Below are 15,662 nucleotides of genomic sequence, written 5' to 3'. Positions count from 1 at the left end.
GCGAAAGGCGGCCACCGGATTGAACCGGTGGCCGCCTTTGCCGCTTCAGGAAGCGGTGGTGCTAGACGGCGTAGTAGAGCTCGAACTCGTAAGGGTTCGGGCGCAGGGACAGCGGGCGGATCTCGTTCTCGTACTTGTACTCGATCCAGGTGTCGATCAGGTCCTGGGTGAACACGCCGCCGGCCTGCAGGAACTCGTTGTCCTCGGCCAGGGCCTCCAGTGCCTCTTCCAGCGTGCCCGGAGCCTTGGGGATGTCTTTGGCTTCTTCGGCCGGGAGCTCGTAGAGGTCCTTGTCGATCGGTGCCGGCGGCTCGATGCGGTTGCGGATGCCGTCGATGCCGGCCATCAGCTGGGCGGCGAACGCCAGGTACGGGTTGGAGGAGGGGTCCGGCGCGCGGAACTCGATGCGCTTGGCCTTGGGGTTGGTGCCCGTGATGGGGATTCGGATACCGGCAGAGCGGTTGCCCTGCGAGTAGACCATGTTGACCGGAGCTTCGAAGCCCTTGACCAGGCGGCGGTAGGAGTTCACCGTCGGGTTGGTGAAGGCCAGCACTGCGGAGGAGTGCTTCAGCAGGCCGCCGATGTACCAGCGGGCGGTGTCGGACAGGCCGGCGTAGCCCTTCTCGTCGTAGAACAGCGGCTCGCCACCGTTCCACAGCGACTGGTGGCAGTGCATGCCGGAGCCGTTGTCACCGAAGACGGGCTTGGGCATGAAGGTCACGGACTTGCCCCAGGCGTCTGCGGTGTTCTTGATGACGTACTTGAACTTCTGCAGGTCATCGGCAGCGTGGGTCAGGGTGGTGAACTTGTAGTTGATCTCGGCCTGGCCGGCGGATCCAACTTCGTGGTGGCTGCGCTCGACCTCGAGGCCGGCTTCGTCCAGGGCAACACACATGGCGTCGCGCAGGTCAGCCTGCTTGTCCGTGGGGGAGACCGGGAAGTAGCCGCCCTTGACCGGGGTCTTGTAGCCCAGGTTGCCGCCCTCTTCCTCGCGGCCGGTGTTCCAGTGGGCTTCCTCGGAATCGATCTTGTAGAAGCTGCCCTGCGGGGAGGACTGGTACTGGACGTTGTCGAACACGAAGAACTCGGCTTCCGGAGCGAAGAACGCGGTGTCGGCGATGCCGGTGGAGGCCAGGTAGGCTTCAGCCTTCTCGGCAACGCCGCGGGGGTCGCGGTGGTAGGGGTCGCCGGTGCGGGGGTTCACGATCGAGAAGTTTAGCGCGAGGGTCTTCTCCATGCGGAAGGTGTCCAGGAACGCGGTGGTGACGTCCGGGATCAGCTGCATGTCAGATTCGGCGATGCCCTGGAATCCGCGGATGGAGGACCCGTCGAAGAGCTGTCCGTTGACGAAGAAATCAGCGTCAACACTCTTCGCGGGGACGTTGAAGTGCTGCTGGACGCCCGGGAGGTCGGTGAAGCGGATATCGACGAACTTTACATCTTCGTCCTTGATGAACTTGAGGACTTCGTCCGCAGTCTTGAACATCTATGCTCCTAACGCATATGTAAATATCTGGCATGCAAGCCATGGGATCCAGCGCAATCCAAAATCAGGGAGAACGCACGGTTGTCCCTGTTGCCTGTACCTGCCGTGGGATTGCTTGAAACTGCTAACAGACTATGGATCCGGCATTTCCCGTCCGTGTCCGCATTGTTTCTGGCAGGTTACAGAATGCCCTGCTACGACCACCGTACCGTCCGTCCACAGTGTGGTCGAGCCGCATCCACAGTGTGGGCGCGCTGCCGCCGCGCCGCTCGGTAAACTTGGACGGTGGTAGATCGCAAAGACATTGGCTCATGGCTCACCGGACCGGATACCTCCGGCATCTCGAAGTATCCGGGGGAGCGCCTGGGCCTGCCGGAGTCCGGTCCCGGTTCCATTGCCCGGGCAGGCAGGCGCATCGTGGCCATCTGCATCGACTGGGGCATTGCACTGCTGATCAGCAACTTTGCCTTTGGTGGCGATTCCTGGGCCACATTGGCGGTCTTCGCCATCGAACAGATCCTGCTAGTGGGAACCCTCGGGTACAGCATTGGCCACCGCATCATGGGCATTGCCGTGATACGGCCGGGAGGCGGCACTCCGGGGCCGCTGGCTGGTTTGGTGCGGGCGGTGCTCCTCTGCCTGGTCATCCCCGCCGTCATTTTCGACCCGGACCAGCGCGGCCTGCATGACAAGGCCAGGAACACACTCCTCATTCGGCGGTAAGGCCCGCGCCGGCGCCCGTCCTATGCGCCAGGCATCTCCTTGGCCCGCCGCTGCCGGCGGAAGGCCGGCGCGTTCGTGACAACCACACCGCCGATCACGATGGCGCCACCCACCAGCTGCGCGGCTGTGTGGACGTGCCCGGCGAGAATGGTGAGGACCGCGGTGAAGACGGTGATCAGGTTGAGGAATACGCCTGCGCCGCCTGCCGGCAGGACCGTCAGGGCGCGGTTCGACAGCACGTAGGACAGTACCGATGGGAAGACGGCGATAAAGAGCAGGGACGCCAACGTACTGTCTGTCGCGGGGAGGGCCAGGCCGCCCGTTGCGAAACGCACCGGGGCGAGCAGAGCCACCGCCACAGCTGCCTGGACGGCTGTAGCCGTAATGGGCGGGATCTTCGGTGCCAGGCGGCCGATGACCGTGTAGGCCGTCCAGACAACCACAGCGCCCACCATCAGCACCTCTCCCGTGCCAAACGCGGTGGTGGCCAGCCGGCCAACATTCCCTCCACTTATGACGATGAGGACGCCCACCAGGGCCGTCAGGACGCCGGCCACTGCCAGAGGCGTCAGCCGTTCGCGGAGGAAGAGCGCGGCCGCCAGCGTGATCAGCGCGGGATTGAACGCGTTGATCAGCGACGCATTGAACGCATCGGTGTGTTCCAAGGCAAAGTACAGGAGAAGGTTGTAGCCGAGCAGCCCGAACACGCCGAGCGCCAGCAGCCACGGCCACGCAGCCAAAACTGACCGCCAGCAGGGCCGCTCCACAAGCTGTGCGATCAGGAGCAGCGGCACCAGCGCGATGGCCCACCGCAGGAAAACCAGGCTCAGGGGGTCGATGCTGTGGACGGCACCAGCGCCCACAACATAGTTGCCCGCCCAGAACAGCGTTGCCCCCAGCAGGGAAAGGATAGCGGCCAGCCGCTTACGGCCCGGGGCGGTCGCGGGCAGCGCTTCCGCCGGGTGCGATGGGCGTGCGCCCAGTTCCTGTTCAACGGGTTCCATGGTGGCGGGCCTGATCCGCTAGGCGCGGCTGGGCTCGAGGGCGGCTGATGGTTCCGCGGTCCGGGCCGCGCTAAGATATCCGCGGCGTCCGGCCCAGCGCTCGAACAGCAGGGTGGCGAACGGGAAGATGGCGGAGGCACCGGCCAGCACGGCCACCAGGAACGGCCAGCGCTGCACCCGCCACAGCATGAGCGCGGCAATCCCGTAGCCGATGAAGAGGGCACCGTGGACAGGTCCTGCCACCTGGACGCCGAACTCCGTGGCGCCGGCGATCCACTTGACATACATGCCGGCCAGGAGCGCCGCCCAACTGCAGGCCTCGGCCACGGCGAGGATACGGAAGGCGCGGATCACTGTTGTCCTGAGGTGCATGGTCTTGTCCTGTCGTGGTTGATGCGCGGGCCACAGGTGGTGAAAGGCCCTGGTGGAGTCGGTGCGGGCACACCAAAAAACGCCCCGGCTGCCGGCAGTGCCGGTACCGGGGCGTTCCACCAGCTAGCGTCCGCGGTTGGGACGGGCCTTGTAGGGATCGATGCCCTTGGGAATGGGAAGCCTGGTGCCCATGGACGCGATGCGCTTGGACACCGTGCTGACCTCAAGTTTGGTCAGTTCGTTCTTCATCTTGCCCATCTGCTTGGCCACCTGGCTCAGCGGCACCTGGCCTTCGCCGCGGCCAGTCTGGATGGTGTGGACAGGAACGTTGGGCAGGATGCGCGCCAGGCGTTTGCGCTCGGCATCGAGCAGCGGCTTCACCCGGTGGGTGGGGCCTTCACTGACAAGGACGACGCCGGGACGGCCCACAGCGCGGAACACGGCATCCTGCGTGCGCGGGTTGACGGCCACAGGCTGTTCTTCGGTGATCCAGCCGCGGCGGAGCGTGCCCAGGGCAGCGCCGGAGGCGCCGGGCTGGTTTTCGATCTGCGCGAAGGCAGCACGCTCGGCGCGGCGGGACAGAATGAAGGTTGCCGCCAGCAGACCGAGCGGAATACCGATGATCAGGCCCGTGATCCAGTTATCCAGCCAGAAACCTACCAGGAAGCTCACGGCCACGACACCCAGGAAGACCGCGAGCATCAGCCACGGAACCATGGGATCGTGGCGGCGGGTCATGGTGAAGACCTCGCCGATCTGCTTGAGCCTGCTGGGCTTCTTGGCTTTGGCTTCCTTCGGCTTGCGCGTGAACATGCTGCGCTTCACCGCGCTTGAGCCCGCGGAAGAGGAGTTGCTGGAGTCAGGGGATTTCGCCATAGTGCCTCAATTCTACGTGACTTAAACCAAAGGGCCGGACGCCGGAATCTTCCGGTGTCCGGCCCGCGGCCACGTTCGAAGGTGAGGTCAGGAGTGGCTGGCGAGGAGGGTGCTGGCTTCCTGGCGGGTGGTGCCGGAGTCCTGGATGCCGTCGGCGATGTGGGCGAGTTCGGCGGGGATGTCGCGGCCTTTTTTGCGCATGGCGGTGGCCCAGAGGCGGCCGGCGCGGTAGGAGGAGCGGACCAGGGGTCCGGACATGACGCCGAGGAAGCCGATGTCTTCGGCTTCGTGCTGGAGGTCCACGAATTCCTGGGGTTTGACCCAGCGGTCCACGGGCAGGTGCCGTTCGGAGGGGCGGAGGTACTGGGTGATGGTGATCAGGTCGCACCCGGCGGCGTGCAGGTCGCGGAGGGCTTCGGAGATTTCCTCGCGGGTTTCGCCCATGCCCAGGATGAGGTTGGACTTGGTGACCATGCCCAGGTTCCGGCCCTGGGTGATGACGTCCAGGGAGCGTTCGTACCGGAACGCGGGGCGGATCCTTTTGAAGATCCGCGGGACGGTTTCGACGTTGTGGGCGAAGACTTCGGGCTTAGAGTCGCAGATCGCCTGGATGTGGTCGGGGTTGCCGGAGAAGTCGGGGATGAGCAGTTCCACGCCGGTGCCGGGGTTCAGTTCGTGGATTTTGCGGACGGTTTCGGCGTAGAGCCAGACGCCTTCGTCTTCGAGGTCGTCACGGGCCACGCCGGTGACGGTGGCGTAGCGGAGGGCCATGGACTGGACGGAGCGGGCCACCTTGGTGGGTTCGAACATGTCCACGGGGGAGGGTTTGCCGGTGTCGATCTGGCAGAAGTCGCAGCGGCGGGTGCATTCGGAGCCGCCGATCAGGAAGGTGGCTTCCTTGTCTTCCCAGCATTCGAAGATGTTGGGGCAGCCGGCCTCTTCGCAGACGGTGTGCAGGCCTTCCTTCTTCACCAGGTTCTTCAGGCCGACGAACTCCGGGCCCATTTGGACCTTGGCCTTGATCCACTCCGGCTTGCGCTCCACCGGGACCGCAGCGTTGCGCTGCTCGATCCGCAGCATCTTCCGGCCTTCAGGTGCCAATGTCACAGTAGAGCTCCTTCAGGGCTCGAAACCAATGCTTCTTCGTGCTTGCGGAATTCCTCTATAAACCGTCCCGCGATGTCCGCGGGATGGATGTCCTTGCCCGTTTCCAGGGACATGGTGGTCACCCCGGCGTCGGTAATGCCGCAAGCAATGATCTGGCCATAGGGTGCCAGGTCATTGCTGCAGTTGATGGCGACGCCGTGCATGGTGACGCCGTTCAGGACGCGGATCCCGATCGCGGCGATCTTGCGGTCCGGGCCTTTGGAGTCGGCCGTGATCCACACGCCCGCGCGGCCCTTGATGCGTTCGGCGTTGATGCCGTAGTCCGCCATGACAGTGATCATGATTTCTTCAAGGCGCTCCACGTAATCCCTGATACCGGAGCGGTTCTTCAGCTTCAGGATGGGGTAGGCAACCAGTTGGCCGGGGCCGTGCCAGGTAAGTTTGCCGCCGCGGTCCACAGGGACGACCGGCGTACCGTCAAAGGGCCGCTCGTGGTCCTCGGTGAGTTTGCCGGCCGTATAGACGGCGGCGTGCTCCAAAAGAAGGACTGTGCTGGGCGCACTTCCGGCGACAACCTTTTCATGGAGTTCGCGCTGGGCATCCCAGCCCTCCATGTAATCAACGAAGTCGGGGGCAAGACCCAGCTGTGAAAACTCAAGAGTCATGGCATCCAGCTTAGACCCCGGAGTCACACCGGCCCGGTTTAGTGTCCAAGCTCACCGGTTGCACCCTTTATGACTGCGGCCCCGCCAGGGGCTGTGGATAACTTCTGCAGCCGGGTCCAAACTGGGCTAGACATGGACCATGGACGATGCAAAGGCACCCGAGGTTCCCGGTTACGACGTCGGCCGGTTGCTGGGGCGGGGTGGCAGCGCGGACGTGTGGCTGGCCAGAGAACAACGTACGGGCAAGGAATACGCACTCAAATGCTTCCGCGCCGCACGAACCAGGACGCACAGCAGGACTGCCGTCACCGAGGAGGACGTGCGGCGGGAGATCCGCATCCTGTCGGTCCTGGACCACCAGCACCTGGTCAGGGCCCACCACGCGTTGCACGTGACGGAACCCGGCAGCGGTACGGCCTTGACCATGGATTATGCTGCCGGCGGTTCGCTGGCGCAGCTGGTGTCCGCCCGCGGCAGGCTCAGCGTAGGGGAGACGGTCACAGTCCTGACGCCCATCGCCCAGGCCCTGGCCTACCTCCACGGAAAAGGCTTCACGCACTCGGACGTCTCGCCGGGAAACGTCCTGTTCACCAGGCACGGAAAACCGATGCTCTCCGACCTCGGCGTCGCCCGAATGCTCGGTGATCCGGGCCCCACCGGGACCGCCGGGACGCGTGGCTTCCTTGACCCCGCCCCGGTCGACGCAGTTCGCGCCGGTCTCCAGCCGGAACGCGATGTGTACTCAGTGGCTGCCCTGGGGTGGTTCTGCCTGACAGGTGAAGCGCCGGGACGTACGGCCGACCGCCCGCCGTTGTCGCTCCTGGTTCCCGGCGTCCCAAAAGACCTCGCCGCCGCCCTGGAGGCAGGACTGAACGATGAGCGGCGGCGTCGCCCTGACGCGCTGGCGCTGGCCACGGCCGTATACCGCAGCGCCGAACCGCAGCCCGTGGACCTCTCCGACGCCGTCCACCCCACTGTCCTGCCTGAGTTGTTGACCCGGCATCACCTTCCGGCTGCTTCAAAGGGAAGCGGGCTGCGTATAAAACTCCAGGCGTTGCGCCGCCGCGCGGCGACATCCCGCTGGTCTGCATCACGGTCACCGGCAGGGAACGCAACGGCGCCACCGGCAGGGAACGCAACGGCGCCACCGGCAGGGAGCGGAACCCCATCGCCGGCAGGGATTAAAACGCTGCCGGGGCCGAAAACCGCTGCTCCTTCCCGCGGAAAACACGTGGACGCGCCCACGGGCGGCCAGGCGCGGCGGGTGCTGCTGCGGTCTGTCCTGCCGCTCCTTGCCGCGGCCGCTGCGGTGGTGTGGTGGCTGTCGGCATCCGCAGGGGATGACAATTGGGCCGGGGGCGCCGGAAACGGGCTGCCACCAGCAGCTGCCCCGGCAACCGCGGCCGGTGCCGGTGGAGCGAACGACGCTGCTGTCCCGGTGGACGCTGCGCGGCAGCAGGCCGAAGCAGCTGATCCCGTGGCAGCTGTGCAGGGACTGGCGGCGGTTCGTGACTTCGCCTTCAGCAGCGGGAGTGTGGAACTGCTGGCGGATGTGAACGCCCCGGGATCACCCGCAGCTGCGGCTGACCAGCGAATTGCCAGCCAATTCGCGACGTCCGGCCAGCGCTTTGCCGGATTCAGCACCACGCTTTCAGGGCTGACAGTGGAAGACGGGGCCACCGAGATGCACGCCGTGGTGCGGGCGGTGTCCGCTACGTCCGGATACCGGACGATGAACGCTGAAGGCACGGTGCTGGCCACGGGAGCACCGGGGGCGCCACAGCTGCTTCGGCTGGTCCTGGTGTCCGTGGATGGGCGGTGGCGGGTCAGTGACATCCTGCCGGGCCATGAGCCTCCCGCGCCATGAACCTCCGGGCCCTGGACGGGCACAGCGGTTGTCGGATTCCCTCGTGCAGGGCTATACGGTACCGGCCTTTCCGGCCACCCAATGGGCAGCGTCTGGCAGGCCCCCGTGCTGCCACGTGAATCCGGCGGCTGTAAGGAGTGCCGGCTCCATCCGCTGGCTGTACAGCAAAAGCTCCTCACCAAGACCGGGCATCACGGTGCGAAGCACAGGGGCCGGAACCCGCAGCACGGCGGGGCGGTGCAGAGCGTGGGCCAGCGCCGCCACGATGGTGTTAACGTCCGCCTGCTCCGGTGCGGCCAGGTTGACGGGGCCCGAGACCGGGGAGTCCAGGAGGAACAGGAAGGCAGCCGAAACATCGGGAAGCGTCACCCAAGGCCAGAATTGGCGCCCGTTGCCGAACGGCCCACCCACACCCAGGCGCAGCAGCGGAAGCAGCTTGCCCAGCGCACCGCCGGAACGGCTGAACACCAGCCCGGTCCGGGGCGTCACCACCCGAACCCCCGGGGGCGCCATCAACGCGGCCTGCTCCCACTCAACACAGATTTGGGACAGGGTGCCGGAGCCCGCTGCGGCATCCTCCCGCAGGACTGTGTTGCCCGCATCGCCGTAGTAGCCCGAACCTGACTGGCTGATGAAAGTCGCCGGTGGCATATCGGCCCGTGCCATGGCCTTCACCAGCGTCCTGGTTGGTCCCAACCGGGAACTGAACAACTCCTCCACGCGCCTCCGCGTCCACGGCCTGTCACCGATGCCGGCACCGGAAAGGTTCACCACGGCGTCAACACCGGCCAACACCCCGGGATCCAGGACGCCGGCCGCCGGGTCCCAGCGGACTTCGGCGGCATTGGCAGGGGGCCGCCGGACCAGCGTCACCACCGAGTGGCCGGCATTGCGGAACGTTGCGGACATGGAAGTGCCAATGAGCCCGGAGGCGCCGGCCATGACGATATGCATGGTCCATCACACCACGGCATCCCGGCCTGTGTACCTCCCGCGGGGCAGGGGAGGGGATGACTATGATCAAACGATGACCTCTTCGAGCTACTTCCGTTTCCCGCATTTGCACGGCGATCTGGTCACCTTCGTGGCCGAGGACGACGTGTGGATTGCGCCCCTGGACGGCGGCCGGGCCTGGCGTGTCTCGTCGCTCCAGCTTCCAGCCCGCAACCCGCGTTTCACCCCCGACGGCAAGCGCCTGGTGTGGAGCGTAGTCCAGGGAACGGCGCCGGAGGTTGTGTCCGCACAGGTGGACGGGGGCGGGTACCGGCAACTCACCTACTTCGGCCACAGCACCACAAAGGTCAAGGGCTTCACCACCGGCGGCTCCGTGGTGGTCACCAGTGCTTTCCGCCAGGCCGAAAGCCGGCACACCCACGCCTACAGCGTTCCGCTTGAGGGCGGGTGGGCCCAGGAACTCCCGTACGGGCCGGTGGAGTCCGTTGCCTTCGGTCCGGAGATTGGCGATGAACGGCCTGTAGTGCTGGCCAGCGTACTCTCCCGCGAACCCGCGTGGTGGAAGCGGTACCGCGGCGGGACAGCCGGAAAGCTGTGGATCGACCGCGACGGCAACGGCGAGTTCGAACGCCTGCTGCCGGACCTCGACGGCAACCTTGCCGATCCCCTGTGGGTGGACGGCCGTATCGCCTTCCTGTCCGACCACGAGGGCTGCGGCAACCTGTACTCGGTCCTTCCCAGTGGAAAGGACCTGCGCCGGCACACCGACCACCAGGACTTCTACGTCCGGCATGCAGCCACGGACGGCAAGCGGGTCATCTTTGAATCCGCCGGCGAACTTTGGGTCCTCCAAGACCTTGGCTCGGACGCGGTAAAGCTGGACATCACCCTTGGCTCCGCCTCACAGACCAGGCGCCCCGCATTGCTCGACGCCGTCAAGCACCTGGGCGCGGTGGCGCCGGATGCGGCGGGCGCCGCCAGCGCCGTGGAGTCGCACGGCACCATCCACTGGCTGCGGCACAAGGACGGTCCGTCCCGCATCATCGAGGCTACCCCGGGAGTCCGTGGCCGGCTGCCAAGGCCGCTCGGGGACGGCCGCATCGCCTACATTGCCGACCACGGCGGTGTGGAAGCGCTGCACATCAAGGACATTGCTGCACCAGTTCCGCACGCCGTTGGGCAGGTGGACGGGCAGGCCGGCGATTCCCGGACCGCTGCCGCCAACGCTCCCGCCAGTGGTTCGGCAGAGGCAGCAGCAACCGGCAGGGAGGAGGCTGAGGCAGTCAGCCTTCCGCAGCCTGTTCCTGCGTCCGGCGCCAACCCACCGGCGGTAGCCCCGGCCCACGTTCCCTCCGATGACGAGCAGCAGGCTGACGTTGCACCACAGGCCGCAGCACCCGCGGCTGACGTCGAGGCAACCTCTGCGGACACGGGGATCACGGTGCCGACGCCGTCGCGTGCCAGTTCACTGGAGGCAAGCCCCGACGGCCGCTGGGTTGCCCTGGGGACCTCCTTTGGCGACGTGTACATCATGGACACCCGCAGCGGAGACCTCTCACGGGTAGCCAGCATCGGGGAAGGCAGCATCTCAGAACTGGCCTGGTCCGCGGACTCGCGCTGGTTGGCCTGGTCCGAGCCGGTCACGTCCTTCGGTTCGCGCAGCCGGCTGCGCCTGGCCACCGTGGACCGGCTCGACGCCGACCCCGTGGAGGTAACCGACGGCCGCTTCCGTGACGCCTCCCCGGCCTTCACGCCTGACGGAAAATTCCTTGCCTTCCTGTCCAACCGCAGCTTCGACCCCGTGTACGACGGACATTCGTTCGATCTCTCCTTTCCCAGCCCCATCAAGCCATACCTGGTGGCACTCGCGGCTGAGACGCCGTCGCCCTTTGGCCCTTCGGTTGATCCCGCGGGGAACCCCGAAGCAGACGGGGATGGCCCGGAGTCAGGGGAAACCAAGGAAATCCCCGTGCGGGCTGTCAAGGTGGACGCGGACGGCCTGGCCCACCGCGTGATCAGCGTTCCCGTGCCGCAGGGCAACTACAGCTCGTTGAAGGCTGTTGATGGTGCTCTTCTGTGGCTCGACTCCGTCCTGGCCGGCGTGACTGGCGACGGGAAGGCCAGCCAGGAGGACAAGGACGCACGTCCCAGCCTGGTCCGGTACGACATCGCGCGGCGCAAGCAGGCCACGCTGGTGGATGCCGTGGACAGCTATCGTCTTTCCGGCGACCGCAGCAGGGTGGTACTTGTCGCTGACAAGCAGGTGACCGTGGTTCCGTCGGACGCCAAGGCGGACGAGGAATCCGGGAAAGTGGTCAAGGTGGACCTGGGCCGCATCCGCGTGTTGATGGATCCGCTCAGCGTTTGGGGACAGGCATTCGACGAGGCCTGGCGCCTGCAGCGCGACTTCTTCTGGACCGAAGACATGGCCGGCCAGGACTGGGAATCCATCCATGCCCGCTACCGCCCCCTGGTGGAACGGCTGGGCTCGCATGATGACCTGGTGGACCTTTTGTGGGAACTGCACGGCGAACTGGGTACATCCCACGCGTACGTGCGCCCCGCCGCGGTGACCGAACGCGGCAGCCGGGGGCAGGGAAGGCTCGGCGCCGACCTCGCCCACAGCGCCCGCGGCTGGGAAATCACCCGCATCCTGGCCGGCGAGTCCTCGGACCCGCTGGCCACCTCCCCACTCACCAGGCCGGGCGTCGGTGCCAAGGCGGGGGATGTCCTGCTGGCCATTGACGGCGTCCCGCTGTCCGAAAACGTCACCCCTGCCATGCAGCTGGTGGGAGCCGCCGGCCGCGCCGTGGAGCTCACCCTCCTCAACGGCCCCGGACATGCCGGTGCTGAAGGCACCCAGCGCCGGGTCGCCGTCGTGCCCGTCAAAGATGAGGAGCGCCTGCGGTACCAGGAGTGGGTGGCCGGCAACCGGCGGACCGTCCGCGAGGCCTCCAATGGAACCTTCGGCTACCTGCACATCCCGGACATGATGGCCAACGGTTGGGCCCAGCTCCACCGGGACCTGGACACGGAAACCGCATTCGATGGCCTGATCGTCGATGTGCGCCGCAACCGCGGTGGACATACTTCCCAGCTTGTCGCCGAACTCATCGGCCGCAAGGTCACGGGATGGAGCATGCCGCGCGGGGAGAAGCCACGCACGTACCCGCACCACGCGCCACGGGGTCCCGTGATCATCCTTGCGGACGAATTTGCAGGCTCCGACGGCGACATCATCACCCAGGTGTCCAAGCTGCGGGGCATCGGCCCCGTGATCGGAACGCGCACCTGGGGCGGCGTAGTGGGCATTGACAACCGGTTTGCGCTGGCGGACGGCACCGGCGTCACCCAGCCACGTTACGCCAACTGGTTTGGCGGTGGCGTCGGCTGGAGCGTGGAGAACTACGGCGTCGATCCGGACATTGAGGTGACCTACCCGCCGCACGCGTATGCCGCGGGACGCGACCCCCAACTGGAGTACGGCATCGGGGCGCTGAAGGAAATGATCCAGGAACTGCCCACCGACCGGCCCCCGGCGCGCTCCGGTTACCGCCGGTTGAAGCCCGCGCCGCTGCCGGCCCGCCGGCACGAAGGCTGACCCCGCCGGCAACAACGAAGGCCCTGCCCGCCCGGATGTCCGGGAGGGCAGGGCCTTTGCTGTTGTGCTGGGTGGTGCAGCCTAGGACTGCAGCGTGGCGTCGAGGGTGATCTCGATGCCGGCCAGGGCCTGGGATACGGGGCAACCCTTCTTCGCGGCCTCGGCGATGCGCTGGAAGTCTTCCTGCGAGATGCCGGGGATGCGGGCGTTCAGGGTCAGGTGGCTGCCGGTGATGCCAGTGCCGGGCTGGAAGCCAACTTCTGACTTGGTGTTCACTTCCTCGGGCGTAAAGCCTGCCTGGCTGAGTTCGTGGCTGAAGGCCATGGAGAAGCATGCCGAGTGGGCAGCGGCGATCAGCTCTTCAGGGCTGGTCTTCCCGCCGGCAGCTTCGGTGCGCGCCTTCCAGGTGACCTCGAAGGTGCCCAGGCCGGAGCTGTCCAGGGTGGTGTTGCCCGAGCCTTCAGTCAGGCTTCCGGTCCATACGGTGTGGGCGTTGCGTGTTGTAGCCATGTCTCTCCTCGACGTCGGTTCGATCCGGGTCCGGCATCCGCGGCCGGGCCCACCGTTTCCCATCCTAGGGATCCGGCCCCCGCCTTGCACGGATAATCCGCTCTCAGAGGATTATGACCGGGTGGCCGAACCAGGGCGGTTACTGCCAGATGGTGGCGATGGCGATGTTGATCAAGGCCAGGCCGCCGACGCCATGGGCCACGCCGGTGGACACGGGCTCCCCGTTCTTGACCTTGCGAGTTCCGATAACGGCCAGGACTGCAACCACAACGGCGATGACGAACTTGATGCCCAGCTTGGCGTAGTTCAGGTCGCCGAAATGGGCAGGATCCTGGTTGTGCAGGACGGGCAGGATGCCCATCATGGCGATGCCGGTGAGGAGCTGCAGGAAGGCGCCGTCACGCTGGCGCGGGTGCACCGTAGGGGTCCGCATGGTGGCGATCCAGTAGCCCACGATCATGGCGGCGCCTACGACGTGCAGGAACACCAAAATGTTGAGGAGAATAGTCATGGCTTCAGCTTAGCCAGTGTTTTCTACGCTGCGTAGCAAAGCCACGCGGGCGGCCATGCCCGGCCGCTGGCGGGCTGCTTGTGGTTAAACCGCGACGGCGGCCCCGGCTGGGGGAGGTATCCCACCCTTGCCGGCGCCGCCGTCGTTGATGTCCCGGAGAGGTTACAGTCCCAGGTCTGCTTCGAACGCGCCTTCTTCGAGGCGTGCCTTCAGGGTCTGGAGGAACCGGCCCGCGTCAGCGCCGTCCACCAGGCGGTGGTCGTACGTCAGCGACAGGTACATCATGGAGCGGATGGCAATCGAGTCATCGCCGTTTTCGTCAGCGACCACAACGGGGCGCTTGACGATGGCGCCGGTACCCAGGATGCCAACCTGCGGCTGGTTGATGATCGGGGTGTCGAACAGGGCGCCCACCGAACCGATGTTGGTGATGCTGAACGTGCCGCCGGACAGTTCGTCCGGACCGATCTTGCCGTCGCGGGTACGGGACGCAACATCGGCGATCTTACCGGCCAGCCCGGCCAGGTTCAGGTTGCCGGCGTCGGCGATGACCGGAACCAGCAGGCCCTTGTCGGTGTCGACGGCGATCGCCAGGTGCTCGGCGTTGTGGTAGGTGATTTCCTGCTTGTCCTCGTCGTACGCAGCGTTGAGCTTGGGGTGCTGCTTGAGGGCCTCCGCCACTGCCTTGGCGATGAACGGCAGGAAGGTCAGCTTGGTGCCGTTCTGGGCCTGGAACGAGTTCTTGGCCTTGAGGCGGAGCTTGGCCACCTTGGTCATGTCCACTTCGTGGACCTGGGTCAGCTGCGTGGAGACCTCGAGGGACTCGCGCATGCGGCGGGCGATGACCTGCCGGATGCGGGGAGCCTTCTGGGTGGTGCCGCGCAGCGAGGAAACCTGTCCTCCGCCGGCCGCCGGGGCGGACGCAGCAGGGGCTGCGGCCGGAGCGGCTGCGGGAGCAGCCTTCGCTTCAGCGGCGGCAATGACATCCTGCTTGCGGATGCGGCCGCCAACTCCGGTGCCGGACAGCGAAGAAATCTCCACGCCGTGCTGGTTGGCCAGCTTGCGGACCAGGGGAGTGACGTAGCCGGACTCGGAACCTGAGGCCGGTGCGGCTTCCCGGGCTGCCGGAGCAGCAGGGGCCGGGGCGGGGGCAGCCTGCTCGGGGGCCTGCTGTGCAGGTACCGCCTGGGCCGGTGCGGTCTGTGCGGGTGCCGCCTCCGCGGGTGCGGTCTGTGCGGGAGCCGCCTCCGCCGGTGCGGGCTTGGGGGCTTCCTGCTGGGGAGCTGCGGCCGGTGCCGGTGCAGCCTTGGGAGCTGCGGCAGCGGGAGCGCCGGAGCCGATGACTGCGAGCACGGAACCAACCTCGGCGGTTTCGTCTTCGTTGACCTTGATTTCCTGGAGGGTACCGGCAACGGGGGACGGGATCTCGGTGTCCACCTTGTCAGTGGAAACCTCGAGCAGGGGCTCGTCCACCTCGACGGAGTCGCCAACGGCCTTAAGCCAGCGGGTGACGGTACCTTCGGTGACGCTCTCGCCAAGGGCGGGGAGGGTTACCTCGTGGCTTTCGCCACCGCCGGCCGCGGGAGCTTCCTGGGCCGGGGCTTCCTGGGCAGGAGCCTCCTGGGCCGGTGCTGCTTCAGCGGGCGCTTCCTGGGCGGGAGCCTCCTGGGCCGGTGCCGCAGTGGGAGCTTCCCCGGCGGCCGCGGAGCCGCCGCCGGAGCCGTCGCCGATGCGCACCAGCGGCGCACCTACCTCGGCGGTCTCATCTTCAGCGACCAGGATTTCTTCAATCACGCCAGCTACAGGAGAGGGGATTTCAGTGTCTACTTTGTCGGTGGAGACTTCGAGCAGCGGCTCGTCCACCTCTACCCGGTCACCTACCTGCTTGAGCCAGCGGGTGACGGTTCCTTCGGTGACACTCTCACCGAGGGCGGGCAAGTTAACGGATTCAGACATGTCGTCCCCGTTCTCCTTATTGATCTTTAG

13 protein-coding genes are annotated in these 15,662 nt (G+C 66.4%); 3 read left to right on the top strand and 10 right to left on the bottom strand.

From position 1 onward, the window contains the following. Positions 1 to 61 precede the first annotated feature (61 nt). Positions 62 to 1,486, bottom strand: coding sequence for a type I glutamate--ammonia ligase (gene glnA / locus J7I84_RS11190; RefSeq protein WP_214944496.1), 1,425 nt, complete (start codon positions 1,484 to 1,486; stop codon positions 62 to 64). Between the two features lie 285 nt (positions 1,487 to 1,771). Here glnA and J7I84_RS11185 point away from each other — a divergent pair, with 285 nt between their 5' ends. Next, the gene (locus J7I84_RS11185) at positions 1,772 to 2,209 is read left to right on the top strand and encodes an RDD family protein (RefSeq protein WP_214944494.1); all 438 of its coding nucleotides are present in this window, start codon (positions 1,772 to 1,774) and stop codon (positions 2,207 to 2,209) included. A gap of 20 nt (positions 2,210 to 2,229) precedes the next feature. Here the strand turns inward: J7I84_RS11185 and J7I84_RS11180 are convergent, their stop codons facing one another. The 5 genes from J7I84_RS11180 to lipB all read right to left on the bottom strand — a co-directional run bounded on the left by J7I84_RS11180 (position 2,230) and on the right by lipB (position 6,233). After that, entirely contained in the window at positions 2,230 to 3,213 is a 984-nt protein-coding gene (locus tag J7I84_RS11180) for a DMT family transporter (RefSeq protein WP_214944492.1), read from the bottom strand. 18 nt (positions 3,214 to 3,231) lie between these two features. Then, on the bottom strand, positions 3,232 to 3,585 hold the full coding sequence (locus J7I84_RS11175) for a DUF3817 domain-containing protein (protein WP_214944490.1): 354 nt from the start codon (positions 3,583 to 3,585) through the stop codon (positions 3,232 to 3,234). Positions 3,586 to 3,708: 123 nt separating this feature from the next. Then, complete coding sequence (locus tag J7I84_RS11170) at positions 3,709 to 4,461, bottom strand: DUF4191 domain-containing protein (RefSeq protein ID WP_214944488.1); 753 nt, start codon at positions 4,459 to 4,461, stop codon at positions 3,709 to 3,711. An 87-nt stretch (positions 4,462 to 4,548) separates the two neighbouring features. Then, on the bottom strand, positions 4,549 to 5,568 hold the full coding sequence (gene lipA, locus J7I84_RS11165) for a lipoyl synthase (RefSeq protein ID WP_214944486.1): 1,020 nt from the start codon (positions 5,566 to 5,568) through the stop codon (positions 4,549 to 4,551). Continuing rightward, a complete protein-coding gene (lipB, locus tag J7I84_RS11160) occupies positions 5,565 to 6,233 on the bottom strand; it encodes a lipoyl(octanoyl) transferase LipB (RefSeq protein ID WP_214944484.1) in 669 nt (222 codons plus the stop codon). The genes lipA and lipB overlap by 4 nt, the downstream gene beginning before the upstream one ends. Positions 6,234 to 6,372: 139 nt before the next feature. On the opposite strand from lipB, the gene J7I84_RS11155 reads away from it, so the two are divergent. Beyond that, positions 6,373 to 8,100: a serine/threonine-protein kinase gene (locus J7I84_RS11155; protein ID WP_214944482.1), complete on the top strand. Its 1,728-nt coding sequence runs from the start codon at positions 6,373 to 6,375 to the stop codon at positions 8,098 to 8,100. A 51-nt stretch (positions 8,101 to 8,151) separates the two neighbouring features. On the opposite strand, the gene J7I84_RS11150 is transcribed toward J7I84_RS11155, so the two are convergent. Beyond that, positions 8,152 to 9,054, bottom strand: coding sequence for a TIGR01777 family oxidoreductase (locus J7I84_RS11150; RefSeq protein ID WP_214944480.1), 903 nt, complete (start codon positions 9,052 to 9,054; stop codon positions 8,152 to 8,154). A gap of 73 nt (positions 9,055 to 9,127) precedes the next feature. On the opposite strand from J7I84_RS11150, the gene J7I84_RS11145 reads away from it, so the two are divergent. Then, positions 9,128 to 12,655 (top strand): S41 family peptidase, encoded by a 3,528-nt coding sequence (locus tag J7I84_RS11145; RefSeq protein WP_214944478.1) that lies wholly within the window; start codon positions 9,128 to 9,130, stop codon positions 12,653 to 12,655. Positions 12,656 to 12,736: 81 nt separating this feature from the next. Here the strand turns inward: J7I84_RS11145 and J7I84_RS11140 are convergent, their stop codons facing one another. From J7I84_RS11140 to sucB, 3 genes are all read right to left on the bottom strand, one after another. After that, entirely contained in the window at positions 12,737 to 13,165 is a 429-nt protein-coding gene (locus tag J7I84_RS11140) for an OsmC family protein (protein ID WP_214944476.1), read from the bottom strand. 139 nt (positions 13,166 to 13,304) lie between these two features. Continuing rightward, a complete protein-coding gene (locus tag J7I84_RS11135; RefSeq protein WP_214944474.1) occupies positions 13,305 to 13,676 on the bottom strand; it encodes a hypothetical protein in 372 nt (123 codons plus the stop codon). 162 nt (positions 13,677 to 13,838) lie between these two features. Then, on the bottom strand, positions 13,839 to 15,632 hold the full coding sequence (gene sucB, locus J7I84_RS11130; protein WP_214944472.1) for a 2-oxoglutarate dehydrogenase, E2 component, dihydrolipoamide succinyltransferase: 1,794 nt from the start codon (positions 15,630 to 15,632) through the stop codon (positions 13,839 to 13,841). Positions 15,633 to 15,662: the final 30 nt, after the last annotated feature.

Source organism: Arthrobacter sp. ISL-85 (genome assembly GCF_018613675.1).
Taxonomy (GTDB): Bacteria; Actinomycetota; Actinomycetes; order Actinomycetales; family Micrococcaceae; genus Arthrobacter.
Note: the sequence above shows the minus strand (reverse complement) of the source record. Positions and strands in the feature narration are given on the sequence as shown.

Bases quoted from the DNA above. Each gene is read 5' to 3' on its own strand.
- glnA (WP_214944496.1), bottom strand. From the start codon at position 1,486: ATGTTCAAGACTGCGGACGAAGTCCTCAAGTTCATCAAGGACGAAGAT.
- J7I84_RS11180 (WP_214944492.1), bottom strand. From the start codon at position 3,213: ATGGAACCCGTTGAACAGGAACTGGGCGCACGCCCATCGCACCCGGCG.
- J7I84_RS11175 (WP_214944490.1), bottom strand. From the start codon at position 3,585: ATGCACCTCAGGACAACAGTGATCCGCGCCTTCCGTATCCTCGCCGTG.
- J7I84_RS11170 (WP_214944488.1), bottom strand. From the start codon at position 4,461: ATGGCGAAATCCCCTGACTCCAGCAACTCCTCTTCCGCGGGCTCAAGC.
- lipB (WP_214944484.1), bottom strand. From the start codon at position 6,233: ATGACTCTTGAGTTTTCACAGCTGGGTCTTGCCCCCGACTTCGTTGAT.
- J7I84_RS11155 (WP_214944482.1), top strand. From the start codon at position 6,373: ATGGACGATGCAAAGGCACCCGAGGTTCCCGGTTACGACGTCGGCCGG.
- J7I84_RS11150 (WP_214944480.1), bottom strand. From the start codon at position 9,054: ATGCATATCGTCATGGCCGGCGCCTCCGGGCTCATTGGCACTTCCATG.
- J7I84_RS11145 (WP_214944478.1), top strand. From the start codon at position 9,128: ATGACCTCTTCGAGCTACTTCCGTTTCCCGCATTTGCACGGCGATCTG.
- J7I84_RS11140 (WP_214944476.1), bottom strand. From the start codon at position 13,165: ATGGCTACAACACGCAACGCCCACACCGTATGGACCGGAAGCCTGACT.
- J7I84_RS11135 (WP_214944474.1), bottom strand. From the start codon at position 13,676: ATGACTATTCTCCTCAACATTTTGGTGTTCCTGCACGTCGTAGGCGCC.
- sucB (WP_214944472.1), bottom strand. From the start codon at position 15,632: ATGTCTGAATCCGTTAACTTGCCCGCCCTCGGTGAGAGTGTCACCGAA.